The sequence below is a fragment of the Planococcus halocryophilus genome (assembly GCF_022489025.1).
GTDB lineage: Bacteria > Bacillota > Bacilli > Bacillales_A > Planococcaceae > Planococcus > Planococcus halocryophilus_A.
The window spans coordinates 190,125-212,309 of record NZ_JAKVTG010000003.1; the positions used below are offsets into that span (position 1 = coordinate 190,125).

General features: G+C 40.6%; 24 protein-coding genes and 1 riboswitch. Of the genes, 23 read left to right on the plus strand and 1 reads right to left on the minus strand.

Annotated elements, in window-relative coordinates; all coding sequences use genetic code 11:
- Positions 1 to 54 precede the first annotated feature (54 nt).
- From MLE13_RS05620 to gcvPB, 8 genes are all read left to right on the plus strand, one after another.
- Complete coding sequence (locus tag MLE13_RS05620) at positions 55 to 219, plus strand: competence type IV pilus major pilin ComGC (protein ID WP_240748482.1); 165 nt, start codon at positions 55 to 57, stop codon at positions 217 to 219.
- Positions 191 to 643: a competence type IV pilus minor pilin ComGD gene (comGD, locus tag MLE13_RS05625; protein ID WP_276323848.1), complete on the plus strand. Its 453-nt coding sequence runs from the start codon at positions 191 to 193 to the stop codon at positions 641 to 643. The genes MLE13_RS05620 and comGD overlap by 29 nt, the downstream gene beginning before the upstream one ends.
- Before the next feature lie 40 nt (positions 644 to 683).
- The gene (locus MLE13_RS05630) at positions 684 to 932 is read left to right on the plus strand and encodes a hypothetical protein (RefSeq protein ID WP_240748483.1); all 249 of its coding nucleotides are present in this window, start codon (positions 684 to 686) and stop codon (positions 930 to 932) included.
- Positions 920 to 1,363 (plus strand): competence type IV pilus minor pilin ComGF, encoded by a 444-nt coding sequence (gene comGF / locus MLE13_RS05635; RefSeq protein ID WP_240748484.1) that lies wholly within the window; start codon positions 920 to 922, stop codon positions 1,361 to 1,363. The genes MLE13_RS05630 and comGF overlap by 13 nt, the downstream gene beginning before the upstream one ends.
- A 199-nt stretch (positions 1,364 to 1,562) precedes the next feature.
- Positions 1,563 to 2,090 (plus strand): shikimate kinase, encoded by a 528-nt coding sequence (locus MLE13_RS05640; RefSeq protein ID WP_240748485.1) that lies wholly within the window; start codon positions 1,563 to 1,565, stop codon positions 2,088 to 2,090.
- 127 nt (positions 2,091 to 2,217) lie between these two features.
- A riboswitch (glycine riboswitch) is annotated at positions 2,218 to 2,309 on the plus strand.
- 172 nt (positions 2,310 to 2,481) lie between these two features.
- Complete coding sequence (gene gcvT, locus MLE13_RS05645; protein WP_240748486.1) at positions 2,482 to 3,582, plus strand: glycine cleavage system aminomethyltransferase GcvT; 1,101 nt, start codon at positions 2,482 to 2,484, stop codon at positions 3,580 to 3,582.
- A 27-nt stretch (positions 3,583 to 3,609) separates the two neighbouring features.
- Entirely contained in the window at positions 3,610 to 4,977 is a 1,368-nt protein-coding gene (gene gcvPA, locus MLE13_RS05650; RefSeq protein ID WP_240748487.1) for an aminomethyl-transferring glycine dehydrogenase subunit GcvPA, read from the plus strand.
- On the plus strand, positions 4,970 to 6,433 hold the full coding sequence (gene gcvPB / locus MLE13_RS05655) for an aminomethyl-transferring glycine dehydrogenase subunit GcvPB (protein ID WP_008429950.1): 1,464 nt from the start codon (positions 4,970 to 4,972) through the stop codon (positions 6,431 to 6,433). Before gcvPA ends, gcvPB begins: the two co-directional genes overlap by 8 nt.
- 156 nt (positions 6,434 to 6,589) lie before the next feature.
- On the opposite strand, the gene MLE13_RS05660 is transcribed toward gcvPB, so the two are convergent.
- A complete protein-coding gene (locus MLE13_RS05660; protein WP_240748489.1) occupies positions 6,590 to 6,973 on the minus strand; it encodes a rhodanese-like domain-containing protein in 384 nt (127 codons plus the stop codon).
- Positions 6,974 to 7,129: 156 nt separating this feature from the next.
- On the opposite strand from MLE13_RS05660, the gene MLE13_RS05665 reads away from it, so the two are divergent.
- From MLE13_RS05665 to MLE13_RS05735, 15 genes are all read left to right on the plus strand, one after another.
- Positions 7,130 to 7,909 carry a lipoate--protein ligase family protein gene (locus MLE13_RS05665; protein ID WP_276323849.1) on the plus strand — a complete coding sequence of 260 codons (780 nt, stop codon included), beginning with the start codon at positions 7,130 to 7,132 and terminating at the stop codon, positions 7,907 to 7,909.
- 186 nt (positions 7,910 to 8,095) lie between these two features.
- Positions 8,096 to 10,654: a vitamin B12-dependent ribonucleotide reductase gene (locus MLE13_RS05670; protein ID WP_240748493.1), complete on the plus strand. Its 2,559-nt coding sequence runs from the start codon at positions 8,096 to 8,098 to the stop codon at positions 10,652 to 10,654.
- A gap of 136 nt (positions 10,655 to 10,790) precedes the next feature.
- A complete protein-coding gene (gene aroQ / locus MLE13_RS05675; protein WP_240748495.1) occupies positions 10,791 to 11,231 on the plus strand; it encodes a type II 3-dehydroquinate dehydratase in 441 nt (146 codons plus the stop codon).
- Positions 11,228 to 12,295: a M24 family metallopeptidase gene (locus MLE13_RS05680; RefSeq protein WP_276323841.1), complete on the plus strand. Its 1,068-nt coding sequence runs from the start codon at positions 11,228 to 11,230 to the stop codon at positions 12,293 to 12,295. The genes aroQ and MLE13_RS05680 overlap by 4 nt, the downstream gene beginning before the upstream one ends.
- A gap of 18 nt (positions 12,296 to 12,313) precedes the next feature.
- Positions 12,314 to 12,874, plus strand: a complete 561-nt coding sequence (efp, locus tag MLE13_RS05685) for an elongation factor P (RefSeq protein WP_240748498.1) — start codon at positions 12,314 to 12,316, stop codon at positions 12,872 to 12,874.
- A 124-nt stretch (positions 12,875 to 12,998) separates the two neighbouring features.
- Positions 12,999 to 13,502: an acetyl-CoA carboxylase biotin carboxyl carrier protein gene (gene accB, locus MLE13_RS05690; protein WP_240748661.1), complete on the plus strand. Its 504-nt coding sequence runs from the start codon at positions 12,999 to 13,001 to the stop codon at positions 13,500 to 13,502.
- A gap of 26 nt (positions 13,503 to 13,528) precedes the next feature.
- Positions 13,529 to 14,878 carry an acetyl-CoA carboxylase biotin carboxylase subunit gene (accC, locus tag MLE13_RS05695; protein WP_240748663.1) on the plus strand — a complete coding sequence of 450 codons (1,350 nt, stop codon included), beginning with the start codon at positions 13,529 to 13,531 and terminating at the stop codon, positions 14,876 to 14,878.
- A 15-nt stretch (positions 14,879 to 14,893) separates the two neighbouring features.
- Positions 14,894 to 15,289: an Asp23/Gls24 family envelope stress response protein gene (locus MLE13_RS05700; RefSeq protein ID WP_240748500.1), complete on the plus strand. Its 396-nt coding sequence runs from the start codon at positions 14,894 to 14,896 to the stop codon at positions 15,287 to 15,289.
- A 205-nt stretch (positions 15,290 to 15,494) separates the two neighbouring features.
- The gene (nusB, locus tag MLE13_RS05705; protein ID WP_008499054.1) at positions 15,495 to 15,884 is read left to right on the plus strand and encodes a transcription antitermination factor NusB; all 390 of its coding nucleotides are present in this window, start codon (positions 15,495 to 15,497) and stop codon (positions 15,882 to 15,884) included.
- A 14-nt stretch (positions 15,885 to 15,898) separates the two neighbouring features.
- Entirely contained in the window at positions 15,899 to 16,765 is an 867-nt protein-coding gene (gene folD / locus MLE13_RS05710) for a bifunctional methylenetetrahydrofolate dehydrogenase/methenyltetrahydrofolate cyclohydrolase FolD (RefSeq protein WP_240748502.1), read from the plus strand.
- Between the two features lie 78 nt (positions 16,766 to 16,843).
- Complete coding sequence (xseA, locus tag MLE13_RS05715) at positions 16,844 to 18,205, plus strand: exodeoxyribonuclease VII large subunit (protein ID WP_240748504.1); 1,362 nt, start codon at positions 16,844 to 16,846, stop codon at positions 18,203 to 18,205.
- Positions 18,198 to 18,434 carry an exodeoxyribonuclease VII small subunit gene (gene xseB, locus MLE13_RS05720; RefSeq protein WP_008429975.1) on the plus strand — a complete coding sequence of 79 codons (237 nt, stop codon included), beginning with the start codon at positions 18,198 to 18,200 and terminating at the stop codon, positions 18,432 to 18,434. Before xseA ends, xseB begins: the two co-directional genes overlap by 8 nt.
- Positions 18,431 to 19,312, plus strand: a complete 882-nt coding sequence (locus tag MLE13_RS05725; RefSeq protein ID WP_240748506.1) for a polyprenyl synthetase family protein — start codon at positions 18,431 to 18,433, stop codon at positions 19,310 to 19,312. Before xseB ends, MLE13_RS05725 begins: the two co-directional genes overlap by 4 nt.
- Before the next feature lie 91 nt (positions 19,313 to 19,403).
- On the plus strand, positions 19,404 to 21,308 hold the full coding sequence (gene dxs / locus MLE13_RS05730) for a 1-deoxy-D-xylulose-5-phosphate synthase (RefSeq protein ID WP_240748507.1): 1,905 nt from the start codon (positions 19,404 to 19,406) through the stop codon (positions 21,306 to 21,308).
- Positions 21,305 to 22,126, plus strand: coding sequence for a TlyA family RNA methyltransferase (locus MLE13_RS05735; protein ID WP_240748508.1), 822 nt, complete (start codon positions 21,305 to 21,307; stop codon positions 22,124 to 22,126). Before dxs ends, MLE13_RS05735 begins: the two co-directional genes overlap by 4 nt.
- Positions 22,127 to 22,185 lie beyond the last annotated feature (59 nt).

The window sequence follows — 22,185 nt, forward strand, 5'->3', positions numbered from 1 at the left end:
AGAAGGATTCTTTTCTTTTTTAGTTAATGGTTGCTTTTATTTGGATTCATACAAATGGTGCAAGGACAAGTCGAATCGTACCGTATGGATGAAAAAGCTATTCCCAGTATGGCTGATCTTACTAGTAAAGGATATCTGAAAACAAATGAGACGAATTGTCCAAATGGAGATGTCGTAACAATTGCGGTTGATGGAGTCGTTAGTTCTGCAAAACCTTAATGAAAAAGGATTTACGTTGTTGGAAATGTTACTAGTACTTGCTGTACTAGTAATAGTTTCCGCGATTTCAATTTCGGGCTATCGTTCTTTCACAGTACAGAAAGAAGAGCAGCGCTTTTTTGAAGTTCTCCACCAAGATATTTATTTTGCGCAAAGTCAAAGTTATTCGTTAAACAAGACAGCGAAAATAATATTTCGTGAAAGCAAAGGAACTTATGAAATCTTTACAGATATTCAATCGGTAGGTGTTTCACGCAAATTGCCGCAATCGATTCAATTGAAGAAAACCAGTAACTTGAGTGAAATTTATTTTAATTCTAACGGTACCGTGGTCCAGTCGGGCACTTTTCGGTTTTCTACAACTAGCGGAGAAAAAACCTTAGTTGTTCACCTCGGAGGAGGGAGAGTGGTGTTTTCTGAATGAGCGAGGAATATCGTGGGCAGAAACGATGGTGAGTTTGTGTATGGTATTTATTTTATTCGGTAGTTTATTGCCGGTGATGATCGGGATTCAGCATAGTCTTCAAGTAAAAAAAGAACGAGTTAGTGCAATTGAAACCTTGCATGAAGCGGCACGAGAAATAAGTGCTACTGGTAAGTTACAAGGGCAGCGAAAGGTCAACAACATTTTCTATAGTTGGAAAATGGAAGAGCAGCTTTGTGTTGACTATGTAGATTATAAAGAACAGCGGCGCCGTATATGCATCGAGTAAGAAAATTAGATGAACAAGGGTTTTCTTTTTTGACATCGATCTTTGATTTAATGGTGTTAATGACGTTACTGCCACTAATTGTTTTGTTTTTTAGTTTTGCGATCAATTTTAAACAAGACTTAGACCCTCACCGGGCAGAGTGGCAGTTGTTCGTCATTGATTTGCAGAGCTATTTGCATCGCAGTGACTCGGTGGAAATCATAAATGGAGGAAGCGGGATTCGTGTTGTTCAAAGAGGAGAAGAAATTGATATCGAACTTTACACCGATATGATGCGCAAGCAAAAAAGTAGGAAAGGACATGAAGTGATGTTAACTCGTGTAAGTCAATGCAGTTTTATGTTAGAAGGCGATAAATTGACAATTCGAACGAAATTTTCTACAGGTAATATAGAAGAGGCAGAATATGTTTTCACGAAACCATCTGGATGAAAAAGGTGCTATTTATCCAATCACTATTGTGTTTTTTATGTCCGCTCTCCTGATGCTATCCCACACTTTAATGCTTTATTCGATTCAATATAAAACGTATGATGGTTTGGAAAATATGCATAGACATGCTACGATACTATTACTGATAGAAATAGAGCAAAAATAAATACCTGAGTAGAGGTAAGTATCGGGTGGTAGGATGAACAGAATATATTTGATTGGATTCATGGGATGCGGAAAAAGCGCAGTCGGCAGAAGGTTAAGCTTTTTGTTAAAACTGCCCTTCTATGACATGGACAAAGAGATTGTTCGTCAGACAGGGAAGACGATTCCTGAAATTTTTGAGCAGCATGGCGAAAAATATTTTAGGGATCTAGAAACGCAGTTTTTGCAAAATTTTAAAAATGATTATTGCATCATCTCTACAGGCGGTGGTGTGACCATGCGGAAAGAAAATCGAAAGATTATGAGAAATACAGGTTTAGTAATGTTTTTAGATGCGCCATTCCGAGAAATTTGGCGACGGATTCACCGGGATCCGAATCGTCCGATTGTCCGTCAATCGACTCGTGAAGAAATTGAAGCGTTGCATAAAGCTCGCTACCGGGATTATAAACAAACTGCACATATTACGATTCGTACTGAATTTCGTACTTTACGACAAATTACACACTATGCGGCATTTCAAGTGAATCGGCTAAAAAGCGAACGTTTTGATTTTAATTAATCAATTCGTTCGCTTTTTATCCTCTTAGAGAAAAAAGATTGCGCTTTCCGGAGAACAATGTTAGGATATATTCAAAGTTATACTATTCTGTATAACGGATTGGACCAATCAATCTTGATTTGGGCGGATGATTGTACGAGGAGAGAATGCGAAAGCGTCGCCGAAGGAGCAAATAACAAAAGTTATGAATCTCTCAGGCAAAAAGACTCGTACAGGACGCATCTCTGGAGAATGCTGCACGTCAGCTACCAACGAGGAAAGCCATCATTATGGTAAACTTTCAGGTTCCAGGACAGAGATTTCCCTTTATAGGGAAATCTCTGTCCTTTTTTCGTGCCCAGATGTCTCTAGGAACTGGCCGAAAAGATTTGTAAAATGAGGAGGAAAATCATTGGCACAGTTAAAGCGTACACCTCTTTTTGAAACGTATTCAAAATACGGTGGCAAAACAATTGATTTTGGTGGTTGGGAACTGCCTGTGCAATTTTCGAGCATTAAAGAAGAACATGAAGCGGTCAGAACAAAAGCAGGGCTTTTTGATGTATCGCATATGGGTGAAATCTTCGTTACAGGAGCAGACAGTTTAGACTACCTCCAGCATCTCGTCACAAATGATGTATCCAAAATTCAAGATGGCCAAGCGCAATATACAGCGATGTGCTATGAAGATGGCGGCACTGTAGACGACCTTTTGGTTTATAAAATAGCAGATCAACATTATTTACTAGTAGTGAATGCATCCAATATTGAAAAAGATTTTGAATGGATGGAAGCTTCAAAAACTGGTGATGTCTCATTAGATAATGCATCTGAACGCTATGGCTTATTGGCGTTTCAAGGTCCATTATCTGAAAAGGTGCTTCAGCGCTTAACAGATGAAGATCTTTCAACGATTAAACCTTTCCGTTTTAAAAACGATGTAAAAGTAGCAGGGCAAAACGTACTATTATCGCGTACAGGTTATACAGGGGAAAACGGCTTTGAAATTTATGCCGCTCCTGAATCATTAGTCACATTGTGGGAAAAAATCCTCTCAGAAGGCGAACCTGAAGGGGTTTTACCGGTAGGTCTTGGTGCGCGTGATACGTTGCGCTTTGAAGCTTGTCTTGCTTTATACGGTCAAGAACTGTCGAAAGACATCACGCCGCTAGAAGCAGGCATCAATTTTGTTGTGAAATTGAAAAAAGAACAAGACTTTCTTGGCAAAAAAGCATTGGCTGCTCAAAAAGAAGCAGGTGTGCCACGTAAATTAGTAGGTATTGAAATGATTGACAAAGGCATACCGCGTCATGGTTACCCAGTTTATGTAGGGGACCAAAAAATTGGTGAAGTAACAACGGGTACTCAATCGCCAACGCTCAAGAAAAATATCGGGCTGGCGTTAGTTTCAAGTGAATATGCTGAACTCGGAATCGAATTGGAAGTTGAAATTCGCAATAAACGACTAAAAGCGAAAACAGTAGAAACACCATTTTATAAACGATCCAACTAATTTAACTTGAAAAGGGGACAGCACTCGATGAAACATCGCTATTTACCAATGACAACTCAAGACGAAAAAGAAATGCTGGAAACAATCGGTATCGATTCAATTGATGAATTGTTTTCAGATATCCCGGAAAAAGTTCGTTTTAAAGGCGAATACAACATTAAAGCGGCTAAATCAGAGTCTTCATTAACAAAAGAATTGGCGCAAATTGCAGCTAAAAATGCGGACACAAACCGCTATGCTTCCTTTTTAGGCGCTGGTGTTTACGATCATTACAAACCAATTATCGTAGATCACGTCATCTCGCGTTCTGAGTTTTACACGGCATATACACCGTACCAGCCAGAAATTTCACAAGGTGAATTACAGGCGATTTTTGAATTCCAAACAATGATTAGCGAATTGACAGGTATGGATATTGCCAACTCTTCTATGTATGACGGCGGAACAGCTCTTGCTGAAGCGGGTATGCTTGCTGCAGGACACACGAAACGCAAGAAAATTTTAGTGTCACGCGCAGTTCACCCGGAATCACGAGATGTTGTTCGTACTTATGCACTTGGTCAGTCGATTGATGTTATCGAAATTCCATTAAAAGATGGTCATACTGACTTGGATGCGTTAAAAGAAATGATGGATGAAAATGTCGCAACAGTGATGATTCAGTATCCTAACTTTTTTGGGCAAGTTGAAAACTTAAAAGAAATTGAGCCGATTGTTCATGGGTCAGGCGCATTACTTTCAGTTTCTTCAAATCCATTAGCACTTGGTGCGCTTACTGCTCCAGGTCAATTGGGTGCGGATATTACAGTAGGAGATGCACAACCTTTCGGAATTCCTGAAGCATACGGCGGTCCTCACTGCGGTTATTTTGCAGTAACGAAAAAACTAATGCGCAAAGTTCCAGGTCGTCTTGTTGGCGAAACAACGGATGAAGAAGGTCGTCGTGGATTTGTATTAACATTGCAAGCACGTGAACAGCATATTCGTCGTGATAAAGCGACATCGAATATTTGTTCGAACCAAGCATTAAACGCATTAGCCGCATCTGTTGCAATGACAGCACTTGGCAAAGTCGGTACACAAGAAATCGCGAAACAAAACATTGTGAAAACACATTATATGAAACAACAATTGAAAAAAGCTGGATTTGAAATTGTCTTTGAAGGTGCACATTTCAATGAAATCGTCGTTAAAACAAAAGAATCTGTGAAGCAATTAAACGATCGTTTGTTTGAAAAAGATATGATCGGCGGCTATGACCTTGGACTAAGCTACGACGAATTCCCAAATCATATGCTCGTTGCGGTAACGGAACAACGGACAAAAGAAGAAATCGATGCATTCGTGCAGGAAATTGCTGCGAAGAAACAGGAAGTGGGGGCTACTCATGCATAAGGACAACCAAGCGCTAATTTTTGAATTGACGAAAGAAGGCCGCGTCGGCTACAGCTTGCCGACACTTGATGTACCAGAAGTTGACTTGAGCGAGCTATTGCCGACTGATTTAATCCGTACAGAAGCAGCAGAACTGCCTGAAGTTTCGGAACTTGATATAATGCGTCATTACACAGCCTTATCTAACCGTAATCACGGTGTGGATTCAGGTTTCTATCCACTAGGTTCGTGCACAATGAAATACAATCCGAAAATCAACGAATCTGTTGCACGGTTCCCTGGATTTGCGAATATTCATCCGTTACAAGATGAAAAAACAGTTCAAGGAGCTCTTGAATTGATGTTTGATTTGCAAGAGCATTTAAAAGAAATTACAGGTATGGACGAAGTGACATTGCAACCAGCTGCAGGCGCACATGGCGAATGGACTGGTTTAATGATGATTCGCGCTTACCATGAGTCTCGTGGAGATTTCAAACGTACGAAAGTTATTGTTCCCGATTCAGCACACGGCACAAACCCGGCATCAGCAACTGTTGCTGGATTTGAAACAGTTACTGTTAAATCGAGTGACCAAGGACTTGTCGATTTGGAAGATTTGAAACGCGTTGTTGGAGACGACACAGCGGCATTAATGTTAACAAATCCGAATACACTGGGCTTGTTTGAAGAGCAAATTTTAGAAATGGCCGCGATTATTCACGAAGTTGGCGGAAAATTGTATTATGATGGTGCCAACTTAAATGCGGTAATGTCAAAAGCGCGTCCTGGAGACATGGGCTTTGATGTGGTTCACTTGAACTTACACAAAACGTTCACGGGCCCTCACGGCGGCGGTGGACCTGGATCTGGTCCAGTTGGCGTGAAAAAAGATTTAATGCCTTACTTGCCAAAACCAGTATTGGTGAAAAAAGACGAAGCGTATACATTTGACTATGACCGTCCAGATTCAATCGGTCGTGTAAAACCGTTCTATGGTAACTTCGGAATTAATGTCCGTGCTTACACGTACATTCGTTCAATGGGGCCAGATGGCCTGAAAGCTGTAACAGAATACGCAGTGTTAAACGCTAACTATATGATGCGTAGACTGCAACCTCATTTCGACTTACCGTACGACCGTCATTGCAAGCACGAATTCGTATTAAGTGGTCGTCGTCAGAAGAAATTAGGTGTCCGTACACTAGATATGGCAAAACGCTTACTTGACTTTGGCTATCATCCGCCAACAATCTACTTCCCATTAAACGTAGAAGAAGGCATGATGATCGAACCAACAGAAACCGAATCAAAAGAAACGTTGGATGCTTTTATCGACGCGATGATACAAATTGCGAAAGAAGTAGAAGAAAATCCGGAAATTGTTCAAAACGCACCACACACGACGGTGATCAATCGTTTGGATGAAACAAAAGCGGCACGTCAACCTGTGCTTCGTTACCGTAAAGCTGAATAAAAACTAAAAGACGTGTTGGCCATATTGGCCAACACGTCTTTTTTTGAAAATGAATCATCTTACAACGTCTCTGAGCGTCTTTTATTCGTTTTGGATAAGGTATATGTCACGAAGATCGAAAAAACCCTTCCAGCAATTGTGGAAGGGTTTTAAAGCTTAGTTTTTAGATTTGATTTTACCAGTCCATTGTTTGAACCCGCCTTGCAGTTGGAACAATTGGTTGTAGCCTTTTTTCTGTAAGAAAATGGCAACACGCCCACTGCGTGCTCCGTTTTGGTCATATAAATAGACCGGTTTGTCTTCGCGGATTTCTTTGTAGCGCTGACGTAATTGTGATTGTGGAATATTACGCGCTCCAAGAATATGTCCTGCCGCAAAATCTTTTGGCTCGCGTACGTCAATTAATTGCGCTTTGCGGTAACCCTCGATAAATTGTTCTTGTGTCAAGTTCGTGACAGCTTTTTTCATGCGGAAATAGGTAATTACCGCATAAATGATGATTGCCAATAGTACTGCGATCGTAATGTACAAAAATTCCAATGATCTTGCCCCTTTCTCATCTTCTTTTATTATAAGAGAAGAGATGACGGATATTCAATGCCAATGTTACACTAATTATCGGAAATAGGAGGCGATCTTGTGAAATATCCAAAATGGATTTTTATAAATTCAGGTAAAGGTACCCCATCATTCAATATGGCGCTCGATGAAGCTTTATTAAATTGGCATAGCCAGGGGCTTATTCCGCCTGTTATTCGGTTTTATGGTTGGCAGCCTGCAGCCCTTTCAATCGGTTATTTTCAAAAAGTAGAAAAAGAAATTGATATGGAAGCTGTGGAACGATTAGGACTTGGTTTTGTTCGTCGACCAACAGGTGGCCGAGGAGTGCTTCACGAGCATGAACTTACATATAGCATCATTGTTAGCGAAGCTTATCCGGATATGCCGGAAACTGTTACAGAAGCATATCGTGTGTTGAGTGAAGGCTTGTTAAAAGGTTTTCAGAATTTGGGGTTGGAAGCATATTTTTCGGTGCCAGATACTGAAGACAAACGGGCTGACTTGAAAAAACCGAAATCAGCCGTATGTTTTGATGCGCCAAGTTGGTATGAAATGGTCGTCGAAGGTAAAAAAGTGGCTGGCAGTGCCCAAACACGCCAAAAAGGAGTTATTTTACAGCATGGTGCTATTTTAATCGACTTAGATGCTGAAAAGCTCTTGTCGGTTTTTAAATTCCAAAACGAAGAAGCGAAAGAGCGCATGCGCGTCAAAATTCCTGAAAAAGCAGTCGCGATCAATTCGCTACGCGCGAAACCTGCAACTGCAGAAGAATGCGTAGTGGCATTTAAAGCAGGGTTCGAACAGGCCTTGTCGATCGAATTAGAGCCCTACATATTGACGGAGCAACAACTTGCTGAAGTCAAGGCTTTAGAACAAAAAAAATATGCCAATTCTGAATGGAACTTTCGTGCGTAGAGTCTTTAGTCTTATTTTTCCGAACTCCCACGCCAAAAACCTTGATAAATAAAGCTTTTCAAAGAGCTTGAAATTTTCAGCAGAAACTTGTTATTGTAAAGAAGTTTCAATATGTAGTATGATGGGAATCGAAGTAATACTATATATAGTATCTGACTCCATATATTATAAAGGAGGAATTGTCAAATGGTATCCGCCACACAATCCCAATATTCATTAAACGCACACGCACTAAACGAAGATATCAAAACGTTTCCACAAGTGCACGAAATTACACCAGATATGAAAACAACGCACAAAGGGGTATCCCGCCTTGTGATGATTGATCGTTATTCATTTAAGGATACAGAGAAAAAGACACTTAAAGCAGGAGATTTTGTTGTTTTAACTGTCAAAGAAGATCCGAAATTCCCAGCTCGTGGCCTTGGCTATATTGTGTCAATTGATACACAAGCAAACAAAGCTCAAGTATGGATCGAGGAAGATTATAGAAGTGCAATCGACAATCCGCAAGAACAAGAAGCAGGCATCGTCAATCGCCCAATCGACGTGATTGAAAAGCCGATGGAAGTGTTCTACGAGCAGATTGCGAAACGTAATGCTACAGGATTAGCTTCTGTAGAAACAACACCTGAAAAGCGTCAAGAATGGTTTGAGAAGTTTTATCAGCAATTGGTTGGATTGAAATTTATTCCAGCTGGACGTGTTCTTTACGGAGCAGGAGCAGATACAGATGTAACGTATTTCAACTGTTACGTGATGCCGTTCGTAGCAGATTCGCGCGAAGGTATTTCAGATCACCGCAAACAAGTAATGGAAATCATGAGCCGCGGAGGCGGTGTAGGGACAAACGGATCTACACTTCGTCCGCGTAATACGTTGGCTCGTGGAGTTAACGGCAAATCATCAGGATCAGTATCTTGGTTGGATGATATTGCGAAATTGACACATCTTGTTGAACAAGGTGGCTCACGACGCGGTGCTCAAATGATCATGCTTGCAGACTGGCATCCAGATATTGCGGAATTCATCATTTCAAAAATGCAAAATCCACGTATTTTGCGTTATTTGATCGAAAACACGCAAGATGAGACGATTAAAAAATTGGCTCACGACAAATTGAAGTTTAAAGCGTTGTCAACTCAAGAAGAAGCAATGTATCAAGGCATCTTAAACTACCGGACGATTCCGGGTATGGGTGGATTTAACGAGAAAATTATGCGTGATGCTGACACGAAATTACGTGACGGCGGTACGTATTCTGTTCATAACGAAGAATTTTTAACAGGGGCTAATATTTCTGTGACTTTAACAAGCGATTTCATGACAGCTGTTGAAAATGATGCTGATTTCGAGTTGCGTTTCCCGGCAGTTGAATCTTATTCAAAAGAAGAAATGGCTGTTTATAATGAAAAATGGCAAGAAGTCGGCGATGTTCGTGAATGGGAGCGTATGGGCCATGGCGTCCGAGTTTATCGCACGATGAAAGCGCGTGAGCTATGGAACTTGATTAATATTTGCGCGACGTATTCAGCAGAACCCGGCATTTTCTTTATTGATAACGCCAATGAAAAAACAAATGCGGCAGCATATGGTCAAAAAGTTGTTGCAACAAACCCATGTGGCGAACAACCGTTAGCTCCTTATTCTGTTTGTAACTTGGCAGCGGTCAATTTGGCACAATTTGCGGATCCTAAAACAAAAACAGTCGATTTTGAAAGCTTGAAAGAAACAGTTCGTGTGGGCGTTCGTATGCAAGATAACGTAATTGATGCGACACCGTATTTCCTTGAAGAAAACCAAGTTCAAGCACTCGGCGAACGCCGTGTAGGTCTTGGAGTTATGGGGTTAGCTGATTTACTAATCTATTGTGACAAGGAATATGGTTCACCAGAAGGTAACGAACTTGTAGATGAAATCTTCAAAACGATTGCGACTGCAGCATATGAAGTTTCGACTGATTTAGCAGCAGAACGTGGCAGCTTCCCATTCTTAGTTGGAAATTCTGATGAAGAAACTGCAGCACTTCGCAAAGCGTTTACTAACACTGGATTTATGCAAGGAATGCCTGAACATATCCGCGAAGCGGTTCTTGAAAAAGGAATCCGTAACTCGCATCTATTAACAGTAGCACCAACAGGTTCTACCGGTACAATGGTTGGTGTTTCGACAGGACTTGAGCCTTATTATTCATTCACATACTATCGTAGTGGCCGCCTTGGTAAGTTTATCGAGGTTAAAGCTGATATTGTGAGTGAATACGTGAAGAACAATCCTGGAGCAGACGAAGAAAATCTGCCAAAAGCATTTGTGACGTCGATGGACTTAGCGCCAGAAGCGCATGCAGATGTTCAATGCATCATCCAACGCTGGATTGATTCGTCGATTTCGAAAACGGTAAATGCACCTCGCGGCTATACTGTTGAACAAGTCGAAGGCGTGTATGAGCGTTTGTATAAAGGTGGAGCAAAAGGTGGTACGGTTTATGTCGATGGTAGCCGTGATTCGCAAGTTCTAACTTTAAAAGCTGAAGACAATAACTTCGAAGAAGAAGAACAACAAGAAGATACAGGAAAGCGTCCGATTGTTTTGATCGACACCATCCAAGATCTTCGCTCAACGAATGTGACGATCGGTTCTGAAGTTGGCGATACTTGCCCAGTTTGCCGTAAAGGAACTGTTGAAGAAATGGGTGGCTGCAATACATGTACGAATTGCAACGCTCAGTTAAAATGTGGATTGTAATATAACGAGTGCGATGACTAATTAGTCATCGCGCTTTTTTTATTATCTTTAAACGTAAGCGCTTTTATAAATAGTTGCTCGATTGTTCCGATATGTTAAAATAATGAAGAATGTATAAGGGGAAGGGGAAAGTTGAATGCGTGTGCTGGTCTTGAACGGCCCCAATTTAAACCGTTTGGGGAAACGGGAAAAAGAAGCGTATGGAACGTTTACATTAGAAGAGTTAGAGCAAGATCTTGTGGAATTTTCCTACCATCATCATATTGAATTGATTTGCCGGCAGTCGAACCATGAAGGCGAATTGATTGACTGGATTCATGGAGCAGGCGATGAGGGCTTATCGGGAATTGTGTTAAATGCGGGTGCTTATACACATACGAGCATTGCTATACGTGATGCAATTTCGGCAATCGACGTGCCTGTAATTGAAGTACATATATCGAATGTTCACAAAAGAGAAGAATTCCGACACCATTCATATATTTCTCCGGTGACCATCGGGCAAATTGTTGGTTTTGGTCAAGATGTCTACAAACTGGCGCTTCAAGCGCTGATTTTAAAACAAGAGAGAGGATGAACACATTGAAACTTCAAAAATTACGTGATGAAATGAAACAACGCGATGTAGATGCTGTACTGGTTACAAGTCCTTATAATTTGCGTTATATTACTGAATTTACGGGGACGGCTGGTTTAGCACTTGTTACACAACAACAAGCCGTTTTCATTACAGATTTCCGTTATACAGAGCAAGCAGGAGAGCAAGTTAAAGAATTTGATGTCATTCAAGCAGAAAAAAATATAATGGATGAAGTAGTGAAGACGGTCAAATCTATGGATATCCAAACGCTTGCTTTTGAACAAGATTATATGACGTATGCTTCAGCTACACAATATAAAGAAAAATTAGAATGCGAATTAGAACCAATCAGTAATTTGATTGAAAAAATCCGCATGGTCAAAACAGCTGAAGAAGTGGCTGTGTTAAAAGCGGCTGCTAAAATTGCAGATGATACATTCGAACATATTTGTGGGTTTATTCGTCCTGGAATAACAGAACTTGAAGTGTCTAATGAGCTTGAATTTTTCATGAGACAACAAGGGGCAACGTCATCTAGTTTTGATATCATAGTGGCGTCTGGGTTACGATCTGCATTGCCTCATGGTGTGGCGACAGATAAAGTTATTGAAAAAGGCGACATGATTACACTGGATTTTGGTGCTTTATATAACGGCTATATTTCAGACATTACCCGCACGGTCGCAGTTGGCGAACCGTCAGAGCAAATGAAAGAAATTTATGATATTGTATTAAAGGCGCAAGAATTAGGTGTGGAGAAAATCGGTCCGGGCATGAGCGGCATTGAAGCAGACGCCATTGCACGAGATTATATTAAATCTAAAGGCTACGGCGAGGCATTTGGTCATTCAACAGGGCATGGTATTGGTTTGGAAGTCCATGAAAGCCCAGGGTTATCTTCTAAATCAGAGACGATCTTAGAACCCGGTATGGCTGTGACGGTAGAACCAGGAATTTATCTGCAGGGAATTGGCGGTGTCCGCATCGAAGATGATATACTGATAACCGAGTCAGGAAATGAACGGTTGACTAACTCCACAAAAGAGCTTCGCATTTTATAAACAAACGGAGGAACTATAATGATTTCAGTAAACGATTTTAAAACAGGTGTCACAATTGAAGTAGACGGCGGAATTTGGCGCGTAATGGAATTCCAACACGTAAAACCAGGTAAAGGTGCTGCATTCGTGCGCTCGAAACTTCGTAATCTTCGTACAGGGAGTGTTACTGAAAAGACTTTCCGTGCAGGTGAAAAAGTTGCGAAAGCACAAATCGACAACTCTAAAATGCAGTACTTATATGCGAATGGCGATATGCACGCATTTATGGACATGGAAACTTTTGATCAAATCGAGTTGCCAGAAAAAAACATTGAATATGAATTGAAGTTTCTACAGGAAAATATGGAAGTGCAAGTAATCCAATTCCAAGGAGAAGTACTGGGCGTTGAATTGCCAAATACGGTCGTTTTAGAAGTAGTTCAAACAGATCCAGGTATTAAAGGCGATACAGCAAGCGGCGGTTCTAAACCAGCGAAGTTATCAACTGGATTATCTGTTCAAGTGCCGTTCTTCATCAATGAAGGCGATAAATTGATCGTTAACACGACCGATTCTTCTTACGTTTCTAGAGCTCAATAATAAAAAGGCCTCTTCTATTAGAGGCCTTTTTTTAAAAAGTCAGTTTAGCTATTTCAAAATAGCCTAAAAAAGTCTAAAATGGTATAGAAATCAGTTAAATACATATTAGGGGAGTATGATGAATATGAAAATCCAAGAAATCCGTGAAATCATCAAATTAGTAGATGGGTCATCTATTGACGAATTCTCTTATGAATTTGAAGGTGTTAAAGTTAAAATGAAGAAAAATGGTTCAGGTCAAACTCAACAAACGAGTACTTCGACTGAACAAGCACCTCACGCTCAGAAAACGGTAGAAACTAGCGCGCCAGCACCGGCAAAAGAACCACAAGTAGAAACTTTAGTGTCGTCTGAAGCACCAGAAGTACTGGCTGACAACAATGTGGATTATCATAAAATTCTTTCGCCAATGGTTGGGACATTTTATGAGTCTCCATCACCTGACGAAGCACCTTATGTACAAGTAGGAACAAAAGTTTCTGCTGATCACGTTGTGTGTATCGTTGAAGCAATGAAGTTATTTAACGAAATCGAAGCAGAAGTAGATGGGGAAATTGCTGAGATTCTTGTAAAAGATGGTCAGCTTGTCGAATACGGCCAGCCTTTATTCCTCGTGAAAGCAAACTGAGGAAAGGGGAGATAGCGATGAAAACGATGAAAAAAGTATTGATTGCAAACCGTGGAGAAATCGCAGTTCGGATTATCCGTGCTTGTAAAGAAATGGATATCGAAACGGTTGCTGTATACTCAGAAGCTGATAAAGAAGCACTTCATGTAGAACTTGCAGATGAAGCGTATTGTATCGGTCCGAAGTTATCGAAAGACAGCTATTTAAATTTTTCTAATATCATGTCAGTTGCTAAATTGACAAATTGTGATGGCATCCATCCAGGTTACGGATTTTTAGCTGAAAACGCGAGTTTTGCTGAACTTTGCGAAGCATGCGATATGATGTTTATCGGTCCAACTGCAGATGCTATTTCGCGTATGGGAACTAAAGACGTGGCACGTGAAACAATGCGTAAAGCAGGCGTTCCAGTCGTACCAGGTTCTACTGGTATCGTAGCAAGTGAAGAAGACGGCTTACGTATTGCAGATGGAATCGGCTTCCCTGTTATCATTAAAGCAACAGCAGGCGGTGGCGGTAAAGGAATCCGTGTAGCGCGTACGCGTGAGGATTTTGTAACGGGTTTAAAAATGACACAAAAAGAAGCCGCAGCTGCTTTTGGTAATCCTGGAGTTTATATCGAGAAATTTATCGAAGATTTCCGTCATATTGAAATCCAAGTACTTGCTGATTCTCATGGCAATGCGATTCATTTAGGTGAGCGTGATTGTTCAATTCAGCGTCGTATGCAAAAGCTGGTAGAGGAAGCACCTTCACCGGCATTGTCACCAGAGTTGCGGGCAGAAATGGGTGATGCTGCAGTAAAAGCTGCGTTAGCTGTTAACTACCGCGGGGCAGGAACTGTGGAATTTATTTTTGACGCCGTCAACCAAAAATTCTACTTTATGGAAATGAACACACGCATTCAAGTGGAACATCCTGTAACAGAAATGATTACTGGAATAGATTTGATCCAACAGCAATTAAAAGTGGCTTCTGGTGAGACATTAGCTTATAAACAAGAAGATGTAACATTCAAAGGCTGGTCAATTGAATGCCGTATTAATGCAGAAAACCCAGCTAAAAACTTCATGCCATCAGCAGGTAAAGTCGAAATGTACTTGCCTCCAGGTGGTTTGGGTGTGAGAATCGATTCTGCTATGTATTCGGGTTACACGATTCCACCGTATTACGATTCGATGGTAGCGAAACTGATTACATTTGCAGATACACGCGAAGAAGCAGTAGCCAAAATGAAGCGCGCATTAAATGAGTTTGTTATTGAAGGCGTGTTTACGACGATTCCATTCCATTCAAAATTGATGGATCATGAAGTATTTAAATCAGGAGATTTCAATACGAAATTCCTCGAGAAATACGACGTTTTGGGATCTTAAGGAGGAGCTTTTTAAATGGCAGAAAAAACAGCACCTTATTTACGCATGAAATCACACGGAGCGCAAGACTTAGGTAATATAGAAGTCGCTCCAGAAGTATTAGAAATTATTGCAAGTATTGCTGCGACAGATATTGAAGGAGTTGCTAGTATGCGTGGAAACTTTGCTTCTGGTGTTGTAGAACGCTTAGGAAAAAAAGTTCACGGCAAAGGCATTAAAACCGAATTGTCGGAAGAAGGATTGGCGATTGATGTGTATTGTGTCATCAATTATGGTGTGTCAATTCCTAAAACCGCTTTAAAAATTCAAGAGCAGGTTCGTCAAACGCTTGAAAATATGACGTCACTTCAAACGCAAGAAGTAAACGTTCATATTACGGGCATTCATTTCGAGACCCAAACAGCAGAATAGGCAGCAAGGCTGTCCTGGAGTCCTTTTAGAGGCTCCGGGGCAGCCTTCTCTTTGTTTTTGTTTGCAAACCCCAAAATATTCCTATAGTTAGACGAGGCTTTTGGAGACATTTGGCTTATTGACCGAACATTTCAAACATGGAAGTTCTACCGGAATACCTGTATAATGAGGGGTAACTAGCTGTGAAAAGGAGACCGGATAACTTATGAAACGACACGAAGCACGCGAAAAAGCGCTTCAGACCTTATTTCAATTAGAAGGCACTGAATTAACCATCAATGAGGCAATGGATCATGTGATGGCTGGAGAAAATGATAATTTTTACGATCTATTGGTTCAAGGCACTTATACAAATATGGCAACAATTGATGAAAAATTGGTTGGCCATCTTGAAAACTGGTCGATCGAACGTTTGCCTAAAATTGAGCGTACAATTCTTCGCATGGCAATCTTTGAACTAGAATATATGGAAGACGCACCAGCACGCGTCGTGATGAATGAAGCAATTGAATTGTGTAAAACATTCGGAGACGACAAGTCTAGCCGATTTGTTAACGGCGTTTTATCGAAGTTTACAGACGAAACAGCAAATTAATTGGAGGAGTAAACATGACTGCAAAATTGATTGATGGAAAAGCGGTAAGCCAAAAAATTAAAATTCAAGTACAACAACGAGTGGAAAAATTGGCGAAGCAAGGAATCATCCCAGGACTTGCCGTTGTGTTGGTTGGAGAAAACTCCGCCTCTCTTACATATGTAAAAAACAAGAAAAAAACATGCGAAGCACTTGGCATGCGTTCAGATTTGCATCAATTTCCGGATACAATGACTGAGCAAGAGTTGCTTTCAACAATAGATGAATTGAATAATGATTCCAATATACATGGAATTCTTGTTCAATTGCCGTTACCCAAACAAATTGATGAGTTTAAAGTGATTTCAGCCATAAGTCCTGAAAAAGATGTAGATGGGTTCCATCCAATTTCAGTCGGTAATATGATGATTGGCAAAGAAGCCTTTTTACCATGTACACCACATGGCATTATGGAGTTACTCGCTCATTACGACATCGACCCAGCTGGTAAACACGCTGTAGTCATTGGCCGCAGTAATATTGTTGGCAAGCCAATCGGTCAATTATTGCTTCAAAAAGACGCAACTGTGACGTATTGCCATTCAAAAACGAAAGATTTGGCTGAATTTACAAAGCAAGCGGATATTTTAATAGCTGCTGTTGGGCGTGCCAAATTTATCGATCACACGTTCATCAAACCAGGTGCAGTTATTATTGATGTCGGGATGAATCGTGACGAAAATGGCAAATTATGTGGCGATGTAGACTTTCAAGATGTTCAAGAAACGGCTAGTTTTGTTACCCCTGTACCTGGCGGCGTAGGACCTATGACGATTGCGATGCTAATGGGGAATACATTACAATCGGCTGAAAAAGGGTCTGTAAAGACAAAACAACAATAAGCATGTAAAATAAATAGCAATGGGGCTGTTTTTCATCCGAAAAACAGCTTTTTAAATTCACAGATAGGGGTTGAAAATGTGTCGTCCGACCCGTACTTAAGTGTAAAAGCTTTAACAAAATACATAAAAAAGAAATTTGATGCCGATCCACATCTTCGCGATGTGTATGTTAAAGGTGAGTTATCCAATGTTAAAATTCATACCAGTGGACATATTTATTTCACGTTAAAAGATAATTCAGCGCGTTTACCTGGTGTTATGTTTTCAGCAAGCGCAAAATCTGTGAAGTTTAAGCCCGAAAGCGGCATGACGGTGCTTATTCGCGGAGATGTTACGGTTTATGAAGCATCTGGTCAATATCAACTGTATGCGCAATCTATGCAAGTTGACGGTATTGGAGATTATTACTTAGCGTTTGAACAATTAAAAGAAAAGTTAGCTAAAGAAGGCGTATTTGATGCAACTCATAAAAAGCACTTGCCGCGTTTTCCAAAACGAATTGCCGTAGTGACCGCTCAAACAGGAGCAGCAGTACGCGATATAATCATTACACTACATCGCCGTTATCCTTTGGCGAATGTTGTATTGTACCCAACACTTGTGCAAGGTGTTGGAGCAGTTCAATCGATTGTTCAATCGATTCAAGCGGCTAATAAAGACCAGTTCGACGTGTTAATTGTCGGCCGCGGTGGCGGTTCGATTGAAGATTTATGGGCTTTTAACGAAGAAGCAGTGGCACGTGCCATCTTTTCTTCAGAAATTCCAATTATTTCAGCAATCGGTCATGAAACCGATACCACGATTGCAGATTTTGTGTCCGATTTGCGTGCGCCAACGCCTACTGCTGCTGCGGAACTTGCGGTACCAAGCCAGACAGAACTGCTAGAGCGAATCTCAAGTTACCGAAGCCAAATGTATCGAACTGTCTCAAGCGCTGTGAGTCAGCAAAAACAAGCATTAAACCGATTGACTTCGTCTTATCCACTTGCCTACCCAGAACGGCTTTATCGGCCCTTTATTGAACGGGTCGAGCGTGCTACCGATTCTTTGCAAAGAGAATCTTTGCAGCATTTAAACCGTTCTAAAGAATATTACCGGTCGCTTGATCAGCGCTTGAAATCGCGTATGCCTTTGCAGCAAATTCGACAATCTGATTCGGATGTAACAGAACTTGAGAGAAGACTTGATTTTCAAATAGAGCAATTGCTAAAAAATCATTCACGACAGCTGTCTTCGGCGATTCGTACATTAGATGCACTCAGTCCTTTAAAAATTATGGACCGTGGGTATTCTATTCCTTATATTGAAGGAAGTGTCGTCAAAAGTGTTGAACAAGTAACAGTGGGCGACAGTTTAACGCTTGCCATGCAAGACGGAACGATTCAAGCAACGGTCAATGAAATAAATCCAACACCTAAAGGAGACGGAAACGATGACTGAGAAGAAAATTATGTTCAATGATGCAATGGAACAACTTGAAGAAATTGTTCGTCAACTCGAACAAGGGGATGTGCCACTCGAACAAGCATTGACGCTTTATCAAAAAGGTATGGAACTTTCAAAAGTTTGTCACGATAAATTACAAAATGCAGAAAGTCAATTAGTGACTATGATGAAAGATGGCAAAGAAGTGCCAGCTAACATAGAAATGGACGGGAATGCAAAATGAATTTAACCCAATTCCGTGCTCATTACGAACCGCTAATCCAACAGGAAATGGCACAATTAATTCTTTCTTTATCTATTCCGGATTCATTAAAAGAATCGATGCATTATTCATTGCAAGCAGGTGGAAAACGAATTCGTCCAATTTTGCTATTAGCTGTACTTCATGAAATGACTGGAGAAGAACATCCCGATGCGCTAAAAGTAGCAGCAGCAATTGAGATGATTCACACGTATTCATTGATTCACGACGACTTGCCAAGTATGGATGATGACGATTTACGCCGTGGCATGCCGACTAATCATAAAGTGTTTGGCGAAGCTGTTGCGATTCTTGCAGGCGATGCGTTATTAACGTATAGCTTTGGTGTAGTGGCGCGACTTGAGCATGTATCAAGCGACGATAAAGTCCGCTTAATTGATTTGATGAGTGTTTCTGCTGGCGCTGAAGGAATGGTCGGTGGCCAAGTACTAGATATTGAAGGCGAAGAAAAGCAATTACAGCTTGAAGAGTTAGAACAAGTTCATCGCTTAAAAACCGGTGCTTTACTGACATATAGCATTCTGGCTGGTGGCATTTTAGCTCAAGCTACAAACGGAGAAATTGTAGCACTTAGCCAATTTGGTCAGCATTTAGGACTAGCTTTCCAAATTCAAGACGATATTTTGGATGTTACTGGAACTTCTCAAGAACTTGGGAAAACTGCTGGTAAAGATGAATCGAGTGAAAAAAGCACATATCCGAGTTTGTTAACTTTGCCAAAAGCAAAAGAAAAACTAGACTTTCATGCTTCTGAAGCTGTAAATGCCCTTCATAAGTTAAATGGCGAAAAAACATTGCTATTGGAACTCACACATTTAATTGTGCAAAGAAAAAACTGATTTTTAAGGCTCTGATTTGTACAATTGCTCAGTATTGATATAATATGTACAGACAGTCCGAAGGAAAATTTAAAAAAGGTGCGTGATGGCAATGGATCTACATTCGATTACTGGTCCATCTTTCTTAAAAGAGCTGAACACAAAACAGCTTGAAGTATTAAGTGAAGATATAAGACGGTTTTTAATAGAAAATTTATCAAGAACAGGTGGACATATTGGTCCGAATCTCGGCGTAGTAGAATTGACGTTGGCTTTACACAAAGTATTCGACAGCCCATCAGACAAATTTATTTGGGATGTAGGACACCAATCGTACGTTCACAAAATTCTTACGGGAAGAGCTAGCCAATTTGACACGTTACGTCAATTTAAAGGTCTATGTGGTTTTCCGAAACGCAATGAAAGTGATCACGATGTTTGGGAAACTGGACATAGTTCAACTTCATTATCAGCGGCAATGGGTATGGCAGCAGCTCGTGATATTAAAAAAGACAGCAATTATGTCATACCAATTATTGGTGACGGCGCATTAACGGGTGGTATGGCTTTTGAAGCATTAAACCATATTGGCCACACAAAAACGGATATGACCGTCATTCTAAATGACAATGAAATGTCAATTGCGCCAAATGTCGGCGCGATGCACAGCATGCTTGGTCGTATGCGGACAGCTGGGAAATACAATAAAGTTAAAGACGATTTGGAATACCTATTGAAAAAAGTTCCTGCAGTTGGCGATCGTTTAGCATCTACAGCTGAACGAGTAAAAGATTCGTTAAAGTATTTGGTCGTATCAGGCATGTTTTTCGAAGAAATGGGCTTTACGTATTTAGGGCCAATCGACGGGCATGATTTGGAAGAACTAGAAGACAATTTACGTTATGCGAAGAAAACAAAAGGTCCTGTTATATTACATGTCATTACAAAAAAAGGTAAAGGATTTTTACCTGCAGAACAAGATACAATTGGCACATGGCATGGCACGGGTCCTTATAAAATGGAAACCGGCGATTTAGTAAAATCATCATCAAAAGCACCTTCTTGGAGCGGCTTAGTAGCAGAAACTGTCCGAAAACTAGCACGTACTGACGAACGCATTGTGGCGATTACTCCGGCAATGCCAGTTGGTTCGAAATTAGAAGGGTTTGCTTCTGAGTTTCCAGAGCGTATGTATGACGTAGGGATTGCTGAACAACACGCAACTACGATGGCAGCAGGGCTTGCAACACAAGACATGAAACCATTCCTAGCGATCTATTCGACATTTTTACAACGAGCATATGATCAAGTAGTCCATGACATTTGCCGTCAAAATTTAAATGTCTTTATCGGTATTGATCGTTCAGGTCTTGTCGGAGCGGATGGCGAAACGCACCAAGGTGTATTTGATATTGCTTTCTTGCGCCATTTACCGAATATGGTCATTATGATGCCAAAAGACGAAAACGAAGGACAACATATGGTTAAAACTGCAATTGACTATAATGGCGGTCCGATTGCACTGCGTTACCCAAGAGGAAACGGATTGGGTGTCCCAATGGATGAAGAGCTTCAAGCTTTACCAATCGGTTCATGGGAAGTGCTAAGAAAAGGAACAGATGCAGTGATTTTAACATTTGGTACAACCATTCCTATGGCCATGAAAGCAGCAGAACAATTGGCACAACAAGATATTTTTGTTGAAGTGGTAAATGCACGATTTATTAAACCAATGGATGAAGAAATGTTGCATACGATCTTTAAACGTGATATTCCAATCCTAACAATTGAAGAAGCAGTGCTTCAAGGTGGATTTGGTAGTGCAGTTCTTGAGTTTGCTCAAGAACAACAATATCGTGGATCGGTTATCGATCGTCTCGGAATTCCAGATCACTTTATCGAACACGGAGATGTTGCTGAATTAATGGATGAAATTCATTTAAACAGTGATGAAGTGGTACGTGTAATCAAAGAACGAGCACAATCCAAAAAGCAGGCAGGTACAACTATTCTATGAACAAACCTAAAAAAGAACGTGTAGATGTCTTGCTAGTTGAGCGGGGCATCTGTGAAACACGTGAAAAAGCAAAACGAGCGATTATGGCTGGAATTATCTATTCGGGATCTGAACGCATGAATAAACCTGGTGAAAAAATTCTAGAAGATGCTTCTTTGCAAATGAAAGGCAACGATTTAAAGTATGTCAGTCGAGGTGGCTTAAAGTTAGAAAAAGCTTTAGAGAAATTCGATTTGTCGGTCGCTGATAAATTAATGCTCGATATTGGCTCTTCTACAGGCGGCTTTACAGATTGTGCCCTTCAAAATGGTGCAAAGCATTGCTACGCGTTAGATGTCGGTTATAACCAATTGGCTTGGAAAATCAGACAAGATGAACGCGTCACTGTGATGGAGCGAGTCAACTTCCGTCATTCTAAACCAGAAGATTTTGTGCAAGGATTACCTGAATTCGCATCAATTGATGTTTCTTTTATTTCATTGCGGATTATTTTCCCAGTTTTAAAACAAGTTATCGTTCCGGGTAGCGATGTTATCGCACTCGTTAAACCGCAGTTTGAAGCGGGGCGAGAGAATGTAGGTAAAAAAGGCATTATTCGCGATCCGAAAATACATCGTGATGTATTGATTAAAGTTGGTAAATTTGCAGTGGAATCTGGATTTCATGTGAAAAACATGTCGTTTTCGCCTATTACTGGTGGAGAAGGCAATATCGAATTTTTATTCCATCTTCAATCGAGTATGGAAGGTCATGAGGTTGCCCCTGTCTCAGAGGCATTGATTGATGAAACGGTTAAACAAGCACATGAAATCTTGTAGACACATTCCGAAAGGAGTGTGTTTTTTTTAATCACTAACCGGGAATACAAATATAACAC

Bases quoted from the DNA above. Each gene is read 5' to 3' on its own strand.
- MLE13_RS05620 (WP_240748482.1), top strand. From the start codon at position 55: ATGGTGCAAGGACAAGTCGAATCGTACCGTATGGATGAAAAAGCTATT.
- comGD (WP_276323848.1), top strand. From the start codon at position 191: ATGGAGTCGTTAGTTCTGCAAAACCTTAATGAAAAAGGATTTACGTTG.
- MLE13_RS05630 (WP_240748483.1), top strand. From the start codon at position 684: ATGGTATTTATTTTATTCGGTAGTTTATTGCCGGTGATGATCGGGATT.
- comGF (WP_240748484.1), top strand. From the start codon at position 920: ATGCATCGAGTAAGAAAATTAGATGAACAAGGGTTTTCTTTTTTGACA.
- MLE13_RS05640 (WP_240748485.1), top strand. From the start codon at position 1,563: ATGAACAGAATATATTTGATTGGATTCATGGGATGCGGAAAAAGCGCA.
- gcvPA (WP_240748487.1), top strand. From the start codon at position 3,610: ATGAAACATCGCTATTTACCAATGACAACTCAAGACGAAAAAGAAATG.
- gcvPB (WP_008429950.1), top strand. From the start codon at position 4,970: ATGCATAAGGACAACCAAGCGCTAATTTTTGAATTGACGAAAGAAGGC.
- MLE13_RS05665 (WP_276323849.1), top strand. From the start codon at position 7,130: ATGGCGCTCGATGAAGCTTTATTAAATTGGCATAGCCAGGGGCTTATT.
- MLE13_RS05670 (WP_240748493.1), top strand. From the start codon at position 8,096: ATGGTATCCGCCACACAATCCCAATATTCATTAAACGCACACGCACTA.
- aroQ (WP_240748495.1), top strand. From the start codon at position 10,791: ATGCGTGTGCTGGTCTTGAACGGCCCCAATTTAAACCGTTTGGGGAAA.
- MLE13_RS05680 (WP_276323841.1), top strand. From the start codon at position 11,228: ATGAACACATTGAAACTTCAAAAATTACGTGATGAAATGAAACAACGC.
- efp (WP_240748498.1), top strand. From the start codon at position 12,314: ATGATTTCAGTAAACGATTTTAAAACAGGTGTCACAATTGAAGTAGAC.
- accB (WP_240748661.1), top strand. From the start codon at position 12,999: ATGAAAATCCAAGAAATCCGTGAAATCATCAAATTAGTAGATGGGTCA.
- accC (WP_240748663.1), top strand. From the start codon at position 13,529: ATGAAAAAAGTATTGATTGCAAACCGTGGAGAAATCGCAGTTCGGATT.
- MLE13_RS05700 (WP_240748500.1), top strand. From the start codon at position 14,894: ATGGCAGAAAAAACAGCACCTTATTTACGCATGAAATCACACGGAGCG.
- nusB (WP_008499054.1), top strand. From the start codon at position 15,495: ATGAAACGACACGAAGCACGCGAAAAAGCGCTTCAGACCTTATTTCAA.
- folD (WP_240748502.1), top strand. From the start codon at position 15,899: ATGACTGCAAAATTGATTGATGGAAAAGCGGTAAGCCAAAAAATTAAA.
- xseB (WP_008429975.1), top strand. From the start codon at position 18,198: ATGACTGAGAAGAAAATTATGTTCAATGATGCAATGGAACAACTTGAA.
- MLE13_RS05725 (WP_240748506.1), top strand. From the start codon at position 18,431: ATGAATTTAACCCAATTCCGTGCTCATTACGAACCGCTAATCCAACAG.
- dxs (WP_240748507.1), top strand. From the start codon at position 19,404: ATGGATCTACATTCGATTACTGGTCCATCTTTCTTAAAAGAGCTGAAC.
- MLE13_RS05735 (WP_240748508.1), top strand. From the start codon at position 21,305: ATGAACAAACCTAAAAAAGAACGTGTAGATGTCTTGCTAGTTGAGCGG.